The sequence below is a fragment of the Pilosibacter fragilis genome (genome assembly GCF_032490495.1).
Lineage (GTDB): Bacteria > Bacillota > Clostridia > Lachnospirales > Lachnospiraceae > Pilosibacter > Pilosibacter fragilis.
Window position 1 is genome coordinate 266,113 of sequence record NZ_JAVYJB010000003.1, and the last position, 17,583, is coordinate 283,695.

Genomic DNA, 17,583 nt, shown 5'->3' on the forward strand with positions numbered 1-17,583 from the left:
CGATCTCCGCAATATCAGCATCCAAATAACTTCGCAGTCTTCTCCATCCTCTCCGCGATCGGAACTCCAAACGGGCACCGTGCTTCGCACAAATGACATCCGATGCACTCCGACGCCTTATGTTCCAGAAGCTCATAGTGAGACTGCACTGTCGCCGGGATCTTCGGCTGCATGGTTGCCAGATCATAAAACTTGTTGATCATAGCAATATCCAGATTTGCGGCACACGGCTTGCAATGTCCGCAGTATGTACATTCGCCCCGGTAGGAATGGAACGGCGCATTCGCGATCACAGACGCATAGTCTTTCTCCGTCTCTGAGGCAGTCTCATATCCCACTGCCGCATCTACCTGCTCCTTTGTGTCATATCCACACATGATGGAGCAGACAGCCGGTCTCGTCAGCGCATAGTGAATACACTGGACCGGGGTAAGACAGACACCAAACGGAGATCTCTTCGCATCGAAAAGTCTTCCGCCCGCGAATCCCTTCATGACCGTGATCCCTACATCGTTCTCCTCACAGGCCTTATAGAGCATCGCCCGGTCCAGATCGATCCCCTTAAGTCCCGCGTCAAACTCCTCCGCAAACATCGTATCGATATCCTCACTCGCCGGCAGCATATCAAACGCCGGGTTGATACTGAAAAGGATCATCTCTATATATCCGGACTCAACCGCCTTCATAGCTACCTTCGGATTGTGGGAGCTCATGCCGATGTGCCGGATCACGCCTTTTTCTTTCAGCTCCATCACATAATCCAGATAATCAGAGTGCTGGATCTTCTCCCACTCTTCCTCAGAATCCACATAGTGGATCATTCCGAGATCGATATAGTCGGTCTGTAGTCTCTTTAAAAGGTCCTCAAAGGCCGGACGCACATATTTCATCTCCCGCGTGCGGAAATACTGTCCGTCCTTCCAGGTAGACCCGATATGTCCCTGAATGAACCACTGATCCCGGTTCTCTTTCATTCCCTCGCCGATGATATTTCTCGATTTCGGATCCGCCATCCAGCAGTCCAGCATATTGATCCCTTTCTCTGACGCATACCGGATCAGCTCAATGCCCTCAGTTTCCGTATGCCGTTCCAGCCATTCCCCGCCAAATCCGATCTCACTCACCATGAGCCCTGTTTTTCCCAATCGTCTTGTCTTCATGTGTTCTCCTCCGATCATCTGTTGCCTCCGGCATTTCTCCCATCAGGATCCTACTGAAATGCCCCGGTCCGTCGCTCTCCGACACGAATTTTGCGATCTTCACCGCTCCATTTCCATTCTTATCCACAGCATAGAACGTATACGTTCCTTTTTCCGTGATCTGGAACGCCGCCATATCCTTCTCATTCACCGTAAACGCCGTTCCTTCCACAGTCCCGTTCGCAAACTCCCCGGCTGTATGCTCGCCCTTTGCATAGAAGAGCTTATCAAGATCCCCGTCAATATCGAGGACGCGGACCGTCAGATACATTCCGCCATTCCGGTTCGAGGTCTGCATTTCCAGATATGGAGCCGTCCCGTTCGCCAGTCTCGTTCCACCGTTCTGAAATCCCCTTCTTGATAAACTGCTGATATCATAGGAAAGTGCTGCGCCCACATTCAGCCTGCCGCCGGACACCGTCACGTCCTTGAGACTCTCCATCGGTGTCACCGTGGACATCAGGATCTCCTTCACATCCGCAACCCCGATCCCGTCAAAATACGAATAGATCATTGCCGCCGCCCCGGACACCATCGGTGCCGCCATGGACGTTCCGCTCATGTATCCATAGGTGTTTCCAGGGGTCGTACTTAAGATATAACTTCCCGGCGCCGCAAGATCCACAGTCGTTTTTCCATAGTTGGAGCTTGCGGACAGTGCCCCATCAAAGCTTAGATTCGCGACGGAAATAATATTGTCCAGGTCATACGCCGCCGGATAAAACGGGATCACGTCCGTATCAACGCCTTTTCCTGTCTTCGGATTTCCGTTTCCCGCCGCCACTACAAACAGCATACCGGAATTCTTCATCGCCTCATATAACGCCTTATCATCTGTCGTCGACGTCAGGCTCAGGTTGCAGATCACCGCACCGTTATCCTCCGCATATTTGATCGCTTTGATGACAGCCGCCGTACTTCCGCCGCCGTCATTTCCCCCAAGAGCCTTTAACGCCATCACCCGAACCCGGGTTCCCGGAACGATTCCCGAGATTCCGATCCCGTTTCCTGTCCCGGCACTGATCGTCCCGGCCCCGTGGGTTCCGTGGCTGTCCTCATTCCCGGTGAAGATCTGATTGTTATTATTGTAGAAATTCCACCCATAACAATCATCCACGTAGCCGTTTCCGTCATCGTCGATGCCGTTTCCCGGAATCTCATCGGTATTGACCCATAAAGTGTCCTTCAGATCTTCATGAGAAGCATCAATTCCCGTATCGATCATTGCGACGATGGTATCATGGCTTCCGTTCCCATATGTCTCCCATGCCTGTTTCAGGTTGATATCCACGCCGGAAACCGCCTGTCTCTTCTTTACCTCCACGAGAGTTCCAAGAAGCTCCGCATTCTCCGATGGCTGACCGAACGGATCCGAGTAGACCGGATACTTCGTAACCTCTTCCGATGTGAACGATCCATCGTTGAAGAACGCCCACTGCTCTGACGCGGACGGGTCATTCGTCTGAAGTTTTTCAGACGCATACGCCATAGACGGCTGTCCCACTGCCGCGAGCATCACCGCCGCCATAAATCCCGCCGCATGTCTGCAGACCGCTTTTCTCTTTCCATAATCATTCTGATCCATAAAAATTCTCTTTTCTCTCCATTTCCAGCCCTGCAAAGCGGACATTCGCAATTCGTTTCTGCTGTCTTCTGAGCTGTGTTCAAATCTGTATTTTATTTTACCAGATATTCTTGTCTTTTTCATGAATTATTTCTTTTAATTTGCTGATATAGAAAAATGGGCAGGATGACACTTTTTGTCACCCTGCCCACATTTATCCATATTTAGTTCTGCTGCTCCGGATTCTGCTCCGTCGGGGCCTCCAAAGCCTCAGCAGCCTGTACCGGCTGGCTCGCCGCGTCCTCCGCGAACTCGCCTCCCATACGGCTCTTCTCTTCTTTCTTTCCTTCCTCCGGCTCCGGGATTCCCTTCACCTGGCGGAAGATCTTCATGAACTCCTTGCCTGTGATCGTCTCTTTCTCGATCAGGAACGCGGCGATCTGATCCATCGCTTCGCGGTTCTCGGAGAGAAGACGCTTCGCCTCAGCATAGGCGTTCTTTAACATTTTCATGACTTCCGTATCGATCTCAGCCGCCGTAGCGTCACCGCAGTTTAAGACGGTGCGTCCTGTCAGATACTGGTTCTCCTGGGTCGCAAGCCCCATAAGACCGAACTTCTCAGACATACCATACTGGGTGACCATCGCTCTCGCGATCCTTGTCGCCTGCTCGATATCGTTCGCAGCACCTGTCGTCACCGTGTCAAACACGAGTTCCTCAGCCGCACGTCCGGCAAGGGAAACCACAAGCATTGCCTCAAGTTCTTTTTTCGTATTTAAATATTTTTCCTCTTCCGGAACCTGCATGACATATCCCAACGCTCCCATGGTACGCGGAACGATCGTGATCTTCTGGACCGGTTCAGCATCCTTCTGAAGCGCGGTGACAAGCGCGTGTCCAACCTCATGGTAGGAGACGATCCGGCGCTCCTCTTTGCTTAAGATCCGGTCTTTCTTCTCTTTTCCGACGAGAACAAGCTCCACAGCCTCAAAGAGGTCTTTCTGGGAGACAGCCTGGCGTCCGTTCTTGACTGCGTTGATAGCCGCCTCGTTCATCATGTTCGCGAGATCCGCGCCCACAGCACCGGAAGTCGCAAGGGCGATCTCCTCGAAGTCGACAGTCTCATCCAGGCGCACATCCTTGGAATGTACCTTTAAGATATTGACACGGCCCTTCAGGTCCGGCTTGTCAACAATCACACGTCTGTCAAAACGTCCCGGTCTCAAAAGTGCCGGATCCAGGATCTCCGGACGGTTCGTCGCGCCCAGGACGAGAAGTCCCTTAGAGGAATCAAATCCATCCATCTCGGAAAGCAGCTGGTTTAAGGTCTGCTCTCTCTCATCATTTCCGCCCATCCGGCTGTCACGGCTGCGTCCGATGGCATCGATCTCATCAATAAAAATGATACACGGTGCGGACTGCTGTGCCTGCTTGAAGAGGTCTCGGACACGGGACGCACCCACGCCGACAAACATCTCCACGAAATCAGAACCGGAAAGGGAATAGAACGGAACATGTGCCTCACCGGCTACCGCCTTCGCAAGCAGAGTCTTACCTGTTCCTGGAGGTCCCACAAGGAGCGCTCCTTTCGGCAGTTTTGCACCGATCTTTGAATATTTCTGCGGATTGTGCAGGAAATCGACGATCTCCACAAGGGATTCCTTCGCCTCGTCCTCGCCCGCTACGTCAGCAAACGTGACTCCCGTCTCCTTCTGGACGTAGACCTTGGCGTTGCTCTTTCCAACGCCCATCATTCCTCCGCCGCCCATCCGGCTGTACATCATATAGAGAAGTCCGATCATGAGCGCCGACGGGAGTACCCATCCCATCAGAAAATTTAAAATACTCGCGCTCGTACTCGTATCTTCCGCCACCACATGGACCCCGTTGGCATCTAAAAGACGCTCTGCAAGATCAACATCCGGGATTCTTACCGTATAATACTGGATGAAGCGGGAAAGCTTCGTGGAAGAAGTCTTTGGCGTTAAGTAGATCCTGTTGCTGGAGATCTTCGCCGTATCGATCTCTCCCTCTTTTAAGTATTCCACAAATTCCTCATACCCGAGTTCCTGGGTCTGGTTTTTGCGGACCATGTTGTTCATAACGGTCACAGCGATCAGCGTGATCACTAGGATCAGGGCGAGCACCCCGATATTCTGTCCGCTTGGCCGCTTTCCGCCATTTCTGTTCTGATTGTTATTGTCCATTGATTTTCTCCACTTCTTTTGCGCATATATCACATTTGGGTATATTGACCCATGATTTTGTGATACCTAATCATTATAAGTTGAGTTTCCCCATAAGGCAATAAAAAAAGTATGAAATTTCTATGTTTACAAAAAATATCAGAAACGCTACAATACAACATGGATAGCAATTTTATCATTTAAAATATATCTGAAAGGATATTTATCATGAATACCGTCACACACCCGATTCCGCCTGTTTTTGACAGCGCCTCCAGGATTCTGATCCTCGGTTCCTTCCCGTCCGTCAAATCCAGGGAAGGACATTTTTTCTATCACCACCCGCAGAACCGTTTCTGGAAGACCCTGGCCGGAATTCTCGCGGTTCCGGTTCCGGGCAGTATTGATGAGAAAAAGGAATTTCTCCTCTCCCATCATATTGCCCTCTGGGATGTGATCGCATCCTGCTCCATCGAAGGTTCCAGCGACAGCTCCATCCGCGATGTCGTGCCCAACGATCTCTCCCGGATCCTGTCCACAGCCGACATCCGGGCGATCTTCTGCAACGGAAAGACATCCTGGAATTACTACAGAAAATATCAGGAATCCGCAACCGGCATCCCGGCAGTCTCCCTGCCGTCCACAAGTCCGGCGAATGCGGCGTGGACGCTGGAGAAATTGGAGGGCGCCTGGGGTATTATTACTGATTATCTTAAATAGATAGATATTAATTGTAACTATTCAGTACCTTCATAGTTACACGCAAAAATCCATTCCAGATCAGCTTCGCTGATGGGATTTTTGCCCTCCAGCCTATGTTTTCTTACGGTCAGCGCAGCAAGTGCGCAGACCTACTGAACAGTTACTATTAATTTTAACTACCCCAAGCGCTTTGTCATTGTTATGTAAAACACAGGTAGATTACTAAATTCTCCTGTTTTGAGACATTTTTATAATTTAGAAATCCTGCACTATATAATTTTTTATGAATTACTTTCCTGTTTTATTTTCTTTTTTCGATGAAAACTATAATTCAGGAGGTGATTCCATGAAAAACTCATCAAAGAAACTGCTTACCAGCACCGACTGGGACATCGACATCCAGGCCTGCTCCGCCACCGACTGTACCGGCCTGATCCCCGCCCTTCCGGAGACCGATGCGGAATTCGAGCACTATCAGGACCTCTACCACTACCTGCCGGATACCCCGGATCGGGCTGAATACAATTCCGACAAAGCAAGATCCTGAACCAACGCTTTGATCCACACGATCCCTTGAAAGCATTTTGCCCGACCGCCAGTGCCTGAATACCGATCATCTGCAGGCATCTGGCTCATAAATCACCACGAAAGAAGTATGTAAAGTTATGTTAACCGAATCCATCTACCGATCATGCACCCTCTGTCCAAGGGAATGTCATGCCGACCGAACAACATCCACCGGCTTCTGCGGCGCCGGGCACGAGCTCCGCGCCGCCAGGGCCGCCCTGCATATGTGGGAAGAACCCTGCATCAGCGGCACCACCGGAAGCGGAACCGTCTTCTTCTCCGGCTGTACGTTACGCTGCGTCTTCTGCCAGAACTTCCAGCTGAGTCACGAAAACTACGGAAAAACCATCTCCGTCTCCCGCCTCGCCGATATCTTCCTGGAACTCCAGGAAAAAGGCGCCGCAAACATCAACCTCGTGACCGGGACCCAGTTCGCTCCATCTATCGTCCGCGCCCTGGATCTCGCGAAGCCGAAGCTTCATATTCCTGTCGTCTTTAACTGCGGCGGCTACGAAAAGCTTGAAACGATCCGTGATCTCGCAGACTACGTCGATATCTGGCTTCCAGACCTCAAATACATGGACAGCGGTCTCGCCAAGAAATACTCCGCCGCCCCGGACTATTTCGAGAAAGCTTCCGCCGCCATAAAAGAAATGATCCGCCTCACCGGCGGACTTTCCTGGAATAAAAGGAATCCATCAATGCTGGACCGCGGCGTCATCATCCGTCACATGGTCCTTCCGGGCGCAAAAGAGGACTCGATCCGCCTCCTGCACTGGATCAGGGAAAATCTCCCGGATCACCAGTATCTTATCAGCATCATGAGCCAGTATACGCCGTTCTACAGGAGCACCGAATATCCGGAGATCAACCGGCGGATCACCTCCTATGAGTACAACAAAGTCGTTGACACCGCGATTGACCTCGGTCTCACGGAAGGGTTTATGCAGGAAAGAAGCAGCGCGAAAGAAGAATATACGCCACCGTTTGACTGTGAAGGGCTTTAATACAGATTAATAAGCCTGCCCGGTTACAGACCTGCACCTGGTTCGTACAGACAGTTTGCTACTCTCCCCCCAAAAGCAAGTGGCAGCAATTCTTTTCTGCGCATAAAAAGTGGGTACCGAATCAATTTTCTTGTTTCGATACCCACCTTAATGTTCTGCGTTATCCAATGGATCTTACCTCGTTTTCATTAGATTTTTTTCTATATGAAGTTTTCCTTTTTCACTCCGCCGGCTTTTTCCGAAATCTTATCTTTCTTTTCGTTCTCATATCGATTATTGTATTTCTCTTTTTGATACTTTCTCGTCATATCTTGAAGGATTTCAAATAATCTTTTTTTCGATTAATTACCCGGTTTTGTGTTTTTCCTTTGTTCCGGATTTTTCAAATTTGAAAAATGGAACGAGACTTATGTGTTCGGTGGACTGTACCTCCTTTACTTAGATTTTTTTAAGTACGAACCTTTTCGTCTTCTTTGCTTTGTTCTCTCTTTCTTTTTGTTGTCTTCATTATATTCGATATCTTCTCATTTGTCAATATGTTTTTAGAAAAAATATTTTTTATTTTATTGTTATTAGTTTATTGTTCTATTGTATATAATTATTCAAATAATTATATTATTTCGCAAAAGAAATTCACTCTCTTTTTCCATCCTTCTCCCATCCGCAATGACCTTTCTATATGGCTTCTACAGCTTTCTTCTTTCTCCGCACCCGCGAAACAGGACAGCAAAGGCGATGGAGATCCCAGCTATCATGAGAAACAGATCCGAATACACCCCAAAGGCCGCCGACACCTTCTCCCAGGAGTCCCCAGCAATCCTCCCGGCATAGACGAGGACCGTGTTCCACAGAAGACTTCCCGCCGCCGTAAAGACAAGAAACGGCACAAACTGCATCCTGGCAATCCCTGCAGGGATGGAGATCAGGCTGCGGACGATGGGGATCAGCCTGCACAGGAACACCGCCGATCTCCCGCGTTCCCTGAACCATCCTTTCGCGAGATCCACATCTTCCAGGCGGAAGTGAAGCAGATGTCCGATCTGTCCGCAGAGCAGTTTCCGGAACACCTCATCCGGCAGAAACCGTCCCACGCTGTATAGAATGACAGCCCCCGCCAGCGATCCGGCAGTGGAAAACAGGATCACACCGACGGGCGTCATGTCCGTGCAGACCGTCATGACGCCCCCAAAGGTCAGGATCACCTCCGACGGGATCGGAGGAAAGAGATTTTCAACTAAAATAAGGAGGAACACAGCAAGATTGCCGTATTCCCCCATCAATTCCAGTACCAGCTCCCGCATACAGACACCCCCGCTTTACCATGGGTATAATATATGCAGCATCCAGTCTGTTTTATTCACTTTTCCCGAATCCATTCATCTGCAGATTCAGCTTTTATATTAACCGTTATACTTCTTACTCTGCTCCGCAATCAGCGCCGCATCGTCAAAGTAGTTGATCTTCATAGCCGCACGCATCTCCTTTAATGTCTGTGCAGCCACGCGCTCTGCCTTCTCGCTTCCGCTCTTTAAGATCTCGTATACAGCCGGGATGTCCTGCTCCCATCTCTTTCTTCTCTCGCGGATCGGACGGAGCTCCTCCTCAAGCACACGGTTCAAGAACTTCTTGACCTTTACATCGCCAAGTCCACCGCGTTTGTAGTGCTCTTTCACCTCGTCGAGGTTCTTGTAATCCGGCCAGAACTCTGCGAAGTATTCGTCCTTGCAGAATGCGTCCAGATATGTGAAGACGGTATTTCCCTCAACCTGTCCCGGATCGCTTACCTTTAAGTGGTTCGGATCTGTGTACATGGACATGACTTTCTTCTTTACGTCCTCCTCTGTATCGGAAAGGTAGATGCAGTTTCCTAAGGATTTGCTCATCTTTGCCTTTCCGTCGGTGCCCGGAAGACGGCGGCATGCGTTATTGCTCGGAAGAAGAATATCCGGCATAACAAGAGTATCTGTATTGTATACCGTATTGAATTTGTGAACGATCTCTCTTGTCTGCTCAACCATCGGCATCTGGTCCTCACCAGCCGGAACCACGTTTGCCTTGAAGGCTGTGATATCTGCTGCCTGGCTGATCGGGTAGGTGAAGAAGCCTACCGGGATGCTGGCCTCAAAATTTCTCATCTGGATCTCGCTCTTTACGGTTGGGTTTCTCTGTAATCTGGAAACCGTAACGATGTCCATATAGTAAGCGGTCATCTCGTAGAGCTCCGGCACCATGGACTGGATAAAGATCGTGGATTTTTCCGGATCAAGACCTGCAGACAGGTAATCGAGCGCAACCTCCAGAATATTCTGGCGGACCTTCTCCGGGTTATCCGCATTGTCTGTGAGCGCCTGGGAGTCAGCAATCATGATATAGATATCGCTATACTCTCCGGAATTCTGAAGCTCTACTCTTCTTCTAAGAGATCCTACATAATGTCCTACATGAAGACGACCTGTCGGACGGTCTCCTGTTAAAATAATCTTTCCCACAACAATATTCCTTTCTCTCCTGTGATGTCAGGTTTCTGTGATACCGGCGGCTCCACGACTGCAGTCCCATTTCGATCTCCAGAAATCCTGTCGGCTGACCCCAAGTTTCAGGCTACAGCCGGTGGATGAAAATTCCGCTTCGCAGTTTCGGTTCAAACCAGGTCGATTTCGGCGGCATCAGAAGCCCCGCGTCCGCAACAGACAGCAGTTCTTCCATCGATGTCGGATACATGGAAAAGGCGATCTTCATGTCCGCCTCACAGCGGCGCTCCAGTTCTTTCACGCCGCGAATCCCGCCCACAAAGTCGATGCGCTTATCCGTTCTCGGGTCTCCGATTCCAAGCACCGGAGCCAGGAATTTCTCCTGGAGCACGGACACGTCAAGTCCCTTCACCGGATCATCCGGTCGGACTCCCGCCTTTAATTTCAGATCATACCATGTTCCTCCGAGGTACATGCCGACCTCACCGCGTTCCTTCGGCTCCACAGCTTCCTTTAAAGGTCCGGAGACCTCAAAAAGCTTCGAAGCTTCCTTTAAGAGCTCCTCCTCCGAGTGTCCGTTCAGATCCCACACTACACGGTTATACGGCAGGATCGTCAGTTCATCCTCTGAGAACAGTACGGAGAGGAAGTAGTTGAACGGGGCGTCCTTCGGCGCGTCCGGGTGTTCCGCCCTGCGCTTTAAGGCAACCTTCACGGCAGAAGCCGCGCGGTGATGACCGTCTGCGATATATGTCGCCGGGAGCTTTTCAAATTCCTCCCGGATCTCTTTTATCATATCACCGGATCCGATTTTCCATACCCGGTGTCTGATTCCATCCTCTGAGATAAAATTATAAAGCGGATTCTCCTCTTTTGCAAGTGCAACCAGTTCTTTTAAGCGTTTTACCGGGCGATATGCGAGAAAAATCGGTCCGGACTGGGCGTCCATCACATCGATATGGCGGATCCGGTCCAGTTCCTTCTCCTCTCTCGTATTCTCGTGCTTCTTGATCACGCCGTTTACATAGTCATCTACGCTTGAGCATGCCACGATTCCTGTCTGGGGATGATCGTTCATCGTGAGTTCATAGAGATAGTAGGTCTCATTCGGATCTTCCACATAGTTTCCGTCCTTCACCCATTGTTCGAAAAGATCCTTTGCGTGGGCATAGACCTCCGGCGCGTACATGTCCGCCGTGTCCGGGAATCCCGTCTCCGGGCGGTCGATGGCGAGGAAGGAAAGCGGATGGGACTTCACCTCTCGCTTTGCCTCCTCCCTGTTGTATACATCATACGGAAGTGCCGCGATCTCTGCCGCATGTTCTGCTGCCGGGCGCACGCATGAAAACGGTCTCACTACTGCCATGCCTGTTACCTCCCCATATTATTTTATCCTGCCTCTATATTACACTCAATTCTCTATAAACGCAATTCATCCATGACGATTTTTCGTACATGGATGAATTACAATTACATTTCACAGCTGCCATCTTCTTATGCAGCCGTATTATTCTCTTTTCGACTATATTTTTTAGCCCTTGATCACGCGGACCTTATACATTCCGCTGATCTTTTCAAGGTGGGCAACCGCCTCCTCTTTCACCGGATTCTCCAGATCAAGAAGCGTGTACGCATACTTGTCGCGGCTCTTGTTCGTCATATTGGCGATGTTGATTCCCTCAGCAGCAAGGATCGACGTGATCTGACCGATCATGTTCGGAATATTCGCGTGGAGCAGGCCGATTCTTCCTGCCACCTGACAGATTCCCATGTCGCACGCCGGATAGTTTACAGAGTTCTTGATATTACCATTTTCTAAGTAATCCTTTAACTCATCCGCAGCCATCACCGCGCAGTTGTCCTCGGATTCCTCCGTGGATGCGCCAAGATGCGGTGTAGCGATCACGCCTTCCATTGCAGAAGTCTTCGCGTTCGGGAAGTCGGTGATGTATTTCTTCACCTTTCCGCACTTTAACGCCTCTGCCATATCATCATCATTTACAAGCAGGTCTCTCGCGTAGTTTAAGATCACGACGCCGTCCTTCATCTGGTCAAAAGCATCCTTGTTGATCATTTCCTTCGTGGAATCAAGAAGCGGCACATGGACTGTAATGTAATCACAGTCTTTGTAGATCGTGTTCACGTCCATGATATGTTTTACGGAGCGAGACAGCATCCATGCGGCGTTGACGGAGATAAACGGGTCATACCCGTAAACTTCCATTCCGAGAGCCGCGGCAGCGTTTGCGACCTCACAGCCGATCGCACCGAGACCGATGACGCCGAGCTTCTTGTCCTTGATCTCGTTTCCTGCAAAGGCCTTTTTGCTCTTCTCCATCTTCTTCGCAATGTCCTCTTCCCCGGCATGTTCCCTGCACCACCCGATACCACCGACAACGTCTCTGGATGTCAGGAACAGGCCTGCGAGAACAAGCTCCTTTACACCGTTCTTATTTGCGCCCGGTGTATTGAATACGACGATGCCTTTCTTCGCACATTCGTCGAGCGGGATATTGTTGACTCCGGCTCCGGCTCTGGCAATGGCCTGGAGTCCGGACGGGAATTCTGTCTCGTGGAGAGACGCGCTGCGGACCAGGATTCCTTCCGCGTCCTTAATATCATCTACAAGTTTATAGTCTCCCGTGAGGCGGTCTGTGCCATAGTGGGAGATCTGATTTAAACAACAAATATTTCTCATGATTTTTCCTCTGATATTTTCATCCGGCAGTCTTACGCGTCCGCGTGTTCCGCCTCAAATTTCTTCATAAATTCTACAAGCTTCACAACGCCCTCCTCCGGCATTGCGTTGTAGATGCTGGCTCTCATGCCGCCGACGGTACGGTGTCCTTTTAAGTTCACGAATCCGGCTGCCTCCGCCTCTTTTACGAACAGGGCATCCAGATCTTTATCACCTGTAACGAACGGCACATTCATGATGGAACGGTCCTCTTTGCGGACAGTTCCGTGGAAAAGCCTGCTCTGATCCAGATAATCGTAAAGGATCTTTGCCTTCCGCTCGTTTTTCTCCTTCATGGCTTCCAGTCCTCCCTGCTTCTTCAGCCATTTGAAGACCTTGCCACAGATATAGATTCCGTAACATGGCGGAGTGTTGTAGAGGGATCCGGCCTTCGCCTGGACATCGTAGCGCATGATCGTCGGTGTCTCCGGAAGAACATCCTCGCGGATCAGGTCCTCACGGATAATTACGATAACGACACCGGCCGGTCCGATATTTTTCTGGACACCGCCGTAGATCACACCGTATTTTGATACATCCATCGGTTCAGAGAGGAAACAGGAGGACACATCGGAGACGAGTGTTTTTCCCTTTGTGTTCGGGAGTGTATGGAATTTTGTTCCGTAGATCGTATTATTCTCGCAGATATAAACATAGTCAGCATTCTCATCGACCGGAAGATCGGAACAGTCCGGAATATAGCTGAAGGTCTCGTCTTCGCTGGACGCGATGGCATTTGCGGTTCCGTAAAGCTTTGCTTCCTTCCATGCCTTCTTTGCCCACTGTCCGGTGATAATATAATCGCCGACACGGTTCTTGAACAGGTTCAACGGTACTGCAGCGAACTGCTGGTGAGCGCCGCCCTGTAAAAACAGGACTTTGTAGTTATCCGGAATCTTTAAGAGGTCTCGGATGTCCTGCTCTGCTGTCTGGATGATCTCTTCAAAAGCTTTTGAGCGGTGGCTCATCTCCATGACGGACATTCCGGTTCCATTGTAATCAAGCATCTCGGCTGCTGCTTCTTTTAAGACTTCTTCCGGCAGCACGGCCGGACCTGCGGAAAAGTTGTAAACTCTGCTCATAGTTTTATTCCCCTCTCTCTGATTGCTCTATGATCGGTCCTTTCAGGAATGACCACACATTCAGCCTTTGTCTCTCGATCCGGCGCCGCACTTTACTCTGTCTCTTCTCTACCAGTGTAACGCGACGCCTTAGGATGATTTGACATATATCCTAACACAAGTGCCCGGGCAAATCAATGATAAATTTTTGATTTGCCCCGAATTATGCAAACTTTTTTTCATTTTTGGTAATTTTTTTTAAAATATATGACTGCTGTAGGCAATTTCTTCCGGATTTCTATAAAAAGAATGTGCCTTGGCACATTCTCGCGCCTCGCACGGTCGCTTGCGACAATCTATATCTTCGCGCGAGTGTGCATCTTGGACACGTTAGTGCCTTTTTATGTAACAGGGAATTTCCTGTTACATAAAAAAGGCAGAACACATGAACTCATGTATTCTGCCAGTCTCGTTCTGCTTTATTTTATTAGATTCTCTCACAGATCAGATTTCCCATCTCAGTGGTTCCGACCTGCTTTTTGCCCTCGTCCATAATATCAACGGTACGGTAGCCCTCTGCGAGGACCTTTCTGACCGCATCCTCGATAGCATCTGCTTCCTTGTCAAGGTCGAAGGAGAAGCGGAGCATCATAGCTGCGGAGAGGATCGTCGCGATCGGATTTGCGATGTCTTTTCCTGCGATATCCGGTGCGGAACCATGGCTCGGCTCGTAGAGACCAAATTTGCTCTCATTTAAGCTTGCGGAGGACAGCATACCGATGGAACCGGTGATCATGCTCGCCTCGTCGGATAAGATATCGCCAAACATGTTCTCTGTTAAGATCACATCGAACTGGCGCGGGTTCATAACGAGCTGCATTGCGCAGTTGTCGACCAGCATATTTTCAAGAGTGACTTCCGGGTAGTCCTTTGCGACTTCCGCAACGACTTTTCTCCAGAGTCTGGAGGAATCGAGAACGTTTGCCTTATCGACACTTGTTACTTTCTTCTTTCTCTTCATGGCGATCTCGAATGCCTTGATCGCTACGCGGCGGATCTCCTTCTCGCTGTATACGAGAGTATCTGTCGCCTGCTCAACACCGTTTACGGTCTCTGTGTGGCGCTCACCGAAGTAAAGGCCTCCGGTCAGCTCGCGGACGATGACCATGTCGAAGCCGTCACCGATGATCTCCTGCTTTAACGGGCATGCGCCTGCAAGATCATTGTAGAGGTATGCCGGGCGGATATTTGCGAAGAGATTTAATCCTTTACGGATCGCAAGAAGTCCTGCCTCCGGTCTTAAGTTCGGGGCAACATCGTACCAGCGGGAGTTGCCGACATTTCCACCGACTGCACCGAGAAGAACAGCGTCACTCTTCTTTGCGATCTCCAGCGCCTCGTCTGTCAGCGGCACACCGTAGGTGTCGATGGAGATTCCACCCATGAGGACCTCTTCATAGTTGAATTTATGACCGTATTTCTGACCTGTTTTATCTAAAACTTTCTTTGCTTCTCTCACGATTTCCGGACCGATCCCGTCGCCGGAGATCGTTGCAATTCTATATTCCATGTCTTTTTCCTCCATATCCCGCCTGAAAATTCACGAAATGCTGCCGTCATTTCCATATTTTTCGGGTATTTTACTTTTCATATTTGTACCGGACTAATTCCTTTTCTGTCCGATTATCTCTTTGTAATCATACTCTAATTTTTCTTAATTTTCAACAAATTGGAGGAATTACTGGCATATATGTTTTCTATTATTTATATGAATCACAGTTATACTTTAGTGGGGTTCACTCTCACTGCTTCTCTTCATGATAAAAGGCACATCACCCGGAACCAATGTTTATTCCATGGCATGTGCCTTTTCTTCTCTGAATTTTTCTTACTCGTGGTACATCTCCGGTCTTCTATCGCGGAAGAGTCCCCATGAGAATCTCTCGCGCTCCAGCTCATCCAGATCAAACTCCGCTGTGATCACGCCCTCGCTGTCGCGGTCCATGGACTGGATCACTTCGCCGGCACCGTCCGTGATGAAGGAGGAGCCATAAAATTTCAGGGCTGATTTCTGGTTTCCATTTGCCTCACATGGCGTTACCTCTTCCAGTCCCACACGGTTTGCCGCGATCACCGGCATCAGGTTCGACGCGGAATGTCCCTGCATACAGCGTCTCCAGTGGGGCATGCTGTCCACGGAGAGGATCGGCTCGCTGCCGATGGCTGTCGGGTAGAATAAGAGCTCTGCGCCCTTTACCGCCATAAATCTCGCGGTCTCCGGGAACCACTGGTCCCAGCAGATGCCCACGCCGATGGTGCCGTAGCGGGTCTTAAATGCCTTAAATCCCGTGTCGCCCGGTGTGAAGTAGAATTTTTCCTGATAATAGTGGTCATCCGGGATATGGGTCTTCCGGTAGATTCCAAGATTTGTTCCATCTGCGTCAAGAATCGCAACAGTGTTGAACAGGCGCTTTCCGTCCTTCTCGTAGAAGCTGATTGGAAGAACGACTTTGAGCTCCTCCGCCACCTTCGCGAAGTGTTTTACCGCGTCGTTCTCCTCCACCGGCTTTGCAAACTCATAGTATTCGTACTGGCGCTCCTGGCAGAAATACTGGCGCTCAAAGAGCTCCGGGAGCAGGATGATCTGGGCTCCGTCCGCTGCCGCTTTTCTCACGAGTCCCTCCGCGTTTGCGATATTCGCATTCACGTCTCTTGTGCAGCGCATCTGTACCGCTGCGACTTTTACTTTTCGCATTTTATATTTCCTCCTGTGGGGTATCCGTTTTATTGTCCCTATGTGCTGTCTATATTCCAGCTCCATATTGTTCTTTGATTTTTAATTTTTTGAATTGCTCCTCAGGTACAGCGTCTATCCTGGTTCAATACACGTTTTCTGATTCTATTTTTTATCGTATTCTTTTCCTATCTTCCCTGCGGGATCTGCTGCGTGATACAGTGGATATTTCCGCCGCCGAGCAGAATATCCCGGGCCGGGATCGGGCAGATCTTTCTTTCCGGGAACACTTTTCCGAGGATCTCCACCGCCGTCTTATCATGATCATCCCCAAACTGCGGCACGATCACCCCGCCGTTTGAGATATAGAAGTTTACATAACTTGCCGCCAGCCGTTCCCCGACTTCTCTCGTGTCCTCGCCGTCCTCAAACTCATAACCGCCGAGGTCTTCCTCCGTCACACAGATCGGTGTCTTTGGGATTGGAAGCTTGTGGACTTTGATTTTTCTTCCCATAGCATCCGTCTCATGTTCTAAAATATCCAGACAGCTCTTCGACATGGCATACTGGGGATCCTTCTCATCATCGGTCCAGCCTAAGACCACCTCGCCCGGGCGCACGAACGCGCAGATGTTGTCCACATGTTCATTCGTCTCGTCATTGTAGATTCCATGTTCCAGCCAGATCACCTTTTTAGCCCCGAGGTAAGCACAGAGCTTCTTCCCGATCTCGTCCTTTGTGAGCTTCGGATTTCTTCCTCCGCTCAGGAGGCACGCTGCCGTCACAAGAACCGTCCCCTCTCCGTCAGAATGGATCGAACCGCCTTCCAGAACGAAGGGGTGGGCCTCGTAGCAGTCATAGCCAAGCTCCCCACAGACTTTTTCCGCCACAAGATCATCCTTCTCCCAGTGGGCGTAAAGTCCATCCACGGTTCCTCCCCAGGCGTTGAACTCCCAGTCGATGCCACGGACAGTGCCCTCCCCGTTCACCACAAAGGTCGGTGCCACATCCCTCGCCCAGGCATCATCGGACTCCATCCGGATCACGTGGATCCCGTGTCCCGGATTCCCGGATAACATCTCGCGGGCATTCTCCTCCACATCCGGCTCCGCCAGCATAAAGACCTCCTCGCTCTCGGCGATGGCCCATGCCACGCGCTTAAATGCCTCTCTCGCTTTTTTCGCGCCGTAGTTCCAGCTTCCCGGACGCTTCGGCCAGATCATGATGCAGCCTCTGTGAGGTTCAAATTCGCCCGGCATGCGGAATCCATCCGCTGCCGGTATCGTGTGAAGTTTGTTCATTCTTCAGTTCCTTTCCTGACTTATCTTCATTAACTACTAATTATACTGATCTAT

Annotated in this window: 14 protein-coding genes; 3 read left to right on the forward strand and 11 right to left on the reverse strand. The window is 50.2% G+C overall.

The genetic code is table 11. The features are described 5' to 3' along the window. Positions 1-14 precede the first annotated feature (14 nt). The 3 genes from ABCW45_RS03810 to ftsH form a co-directional block, all read right to left on the reverse strand. Positions 15-1,160: an aldo/keto reductase gene (locus ABCW45_RS03810; RefSeq protein WP_120040361.1), complete on the reverse strand. Its 1,146-nt coding sequence runs from the start codon at positions 1,158-1,160 to the stop codon at positions 15-17. Further along, the gene (locus tag ABCW45_RS03815; protein WP_343220303.1) at positions 1,117-2,784 is read right to left on the reverse strand and encodes a S8 family peptidase; all 1,668 of its coding nucleotides are present in this window, start codon (positions 2,782-2,784) and stop codon (positions 1,117-1,119) included. The genes ABCW45_RS03810 and ABCW45_RS03815 overlap by 44 nt, the downstream gene beginning before the upstream one ends. 203 nt (positions 2,785-2,987) lie before the next feature. Next, entirely contained in the window at positions 2,988-4,970 is a 1,983-nt protein-coding gene (ftsH, locus tag ABCW45_RS03820; protein ID WP_343220304.1) for an ATP-dependent zinc metalloprotease FtsH, read from the reverse strand. Positions 4,971-5,177: 207 nt separating this feature from the next. On the opposite strand from ftsH, the gene ABCW45_RS03825 reads away from it, so the two are divergent. The 3 genes from ABCW45_RS03825 (at position 5,178) to ABCW45_RS03835 (ending at position 7,225) form a co-directional block, all read left to right on the forward strand. After that, positions 5,178-5,669 carry a DNA-deoxyinosine glycosylase gene (locus tag ABCW45_RS03825; protein ID WP_015553650.1) on the forward strand — a complete coding sequence of 164 codons (492 nt, stop codon included), beginning with the start codon at positions 5,178-5,180 and terminating at the stop codon, positions 5,667-5,669. Positions 5,670-5,997: 328 nt separating this feature from the next. Beyond that, positions 5,998-6,198, forward strand: coding sequence for a hypothetical protein (locus ABCW45_RS03830; protein WP_343220305.1), 201 nt, complete (start codon positions 5,998-6,000; stop codon positions 6,196-6,198). 118 nt (positions 6,199-6,316) lie between these two features. Continuing rightward, a complete protein-coding gene (locus ABCW45_RS03835) occupies positions 6,317-7,225 on the forward strand; it encodes a radical SAM protein (protein WP_343220306.1) in 909 nt (302 codons plus the stop codon). A 686-nt stretch (positions 7,226-7,911) separates the two neighbouring features. On the opposite strand, the gene ABCW45_RS03840 is transcribed toward ABCW45_RS03835, so the two are convergent. From ABCW45_RS03840 to aguA, 8 genes are all read right to left on the reverse strand, one after another. Then, positions 7,912-8,526, reverse strand: coding sequence for a DedA family protein (locus ABCW45_RS03840; protein WP_015553654.1), 615 nt, complete (start codon positions 8,524-8,526; stop codon positions 7,912-7,914). A gap of 99 nt (positions 8,527-8,625) precedes the next feature. Then, positions 8,626-9,714 (reverse strand): tryptophan--tRNA ligase, encoded by a 1,089-nt coding sequence (gene trpS, locus ABCW45_RS03845; RefSeq protein ID WP_117470394.1) that lies wholly within the window; start codon positions 9,712-9,714, stop codon positions 8,626-8,628. 112 nt (positions 9,715-9,826) lie between these two features. After that, on the reverse strand, positions 9,827-11,062 hold the full coding sequence (locus ABCW45_RS03850) for a DUF1015 domain-containing protein (RefSeq protein ID WP_015553655.1): 1,236 nt from the start codon (positions 11,060-11,062) through the stop codon (positions 9,827-9,829). 165 nt (positions 11,063-11,227) lie between these two features. Then, a complete protein-coding gene (locus ABCW45_RS03855) occupies positions 11,228-12,394 on the reverse strand; it encodes a phosphoglycerate dehydrogenase (RefSeq protein WP_117566772.1) in 1,167 nt (388 codons plus the stop codon). 32 nt (positions 12,395-12,426) lie between these two features. Continuing rightward, a complete protein-coding gene (gene serC / locus ABCW45_RS03860) occupies positions 12,427-13,515 on the reverse strand; it encodes a 3-phosphoserine/phosphohydroxythreonine transaminase (protein WP_343220307.1) in 1,089 nt (362 codons plus the stop codon). Positions 13,516-13,981: 466 nt separating this feature from the next. After that, complete coding sequence (leuB, locus tag ABCW45_RS03865) at positions 13,982-15,064, reverse strand: 3-isopropylmalate dehydrogenase (protein ID WP_343220308.1); 1,083 nt, start codon at positions 15,062-15,064, stop codon at positions 13,982-13,984. Between the two features lie 318 nt (positions 15,065-15,382). After that, complete coding sequence (gene aguB / locus ABCW45_RS03870) at positions 15,383-16,249, reverse strand: N-carbamoylputrescine amidase (RefSeq protein WP_343220309.1); 867 nt, start codon at positions 16,247-16,249, stop codon at positions 15,383-15,385. 167 nt (positions 16,250-16,416) lie between these two features. Further along, positions 16,417-17,529 (reverse strand): agmatine deiminase, encoded by a 1,113-nt coding sequence (gene aguA / locus ABCW45_RS03875; RefSeq protein ID WP_343220310.1) that lies wholly within the window; start codon positions 17,527-17,529, stop codon positions 16,417-16,419. Positions 17,530-17,583 lie beyond the last annotated feature (54 nt).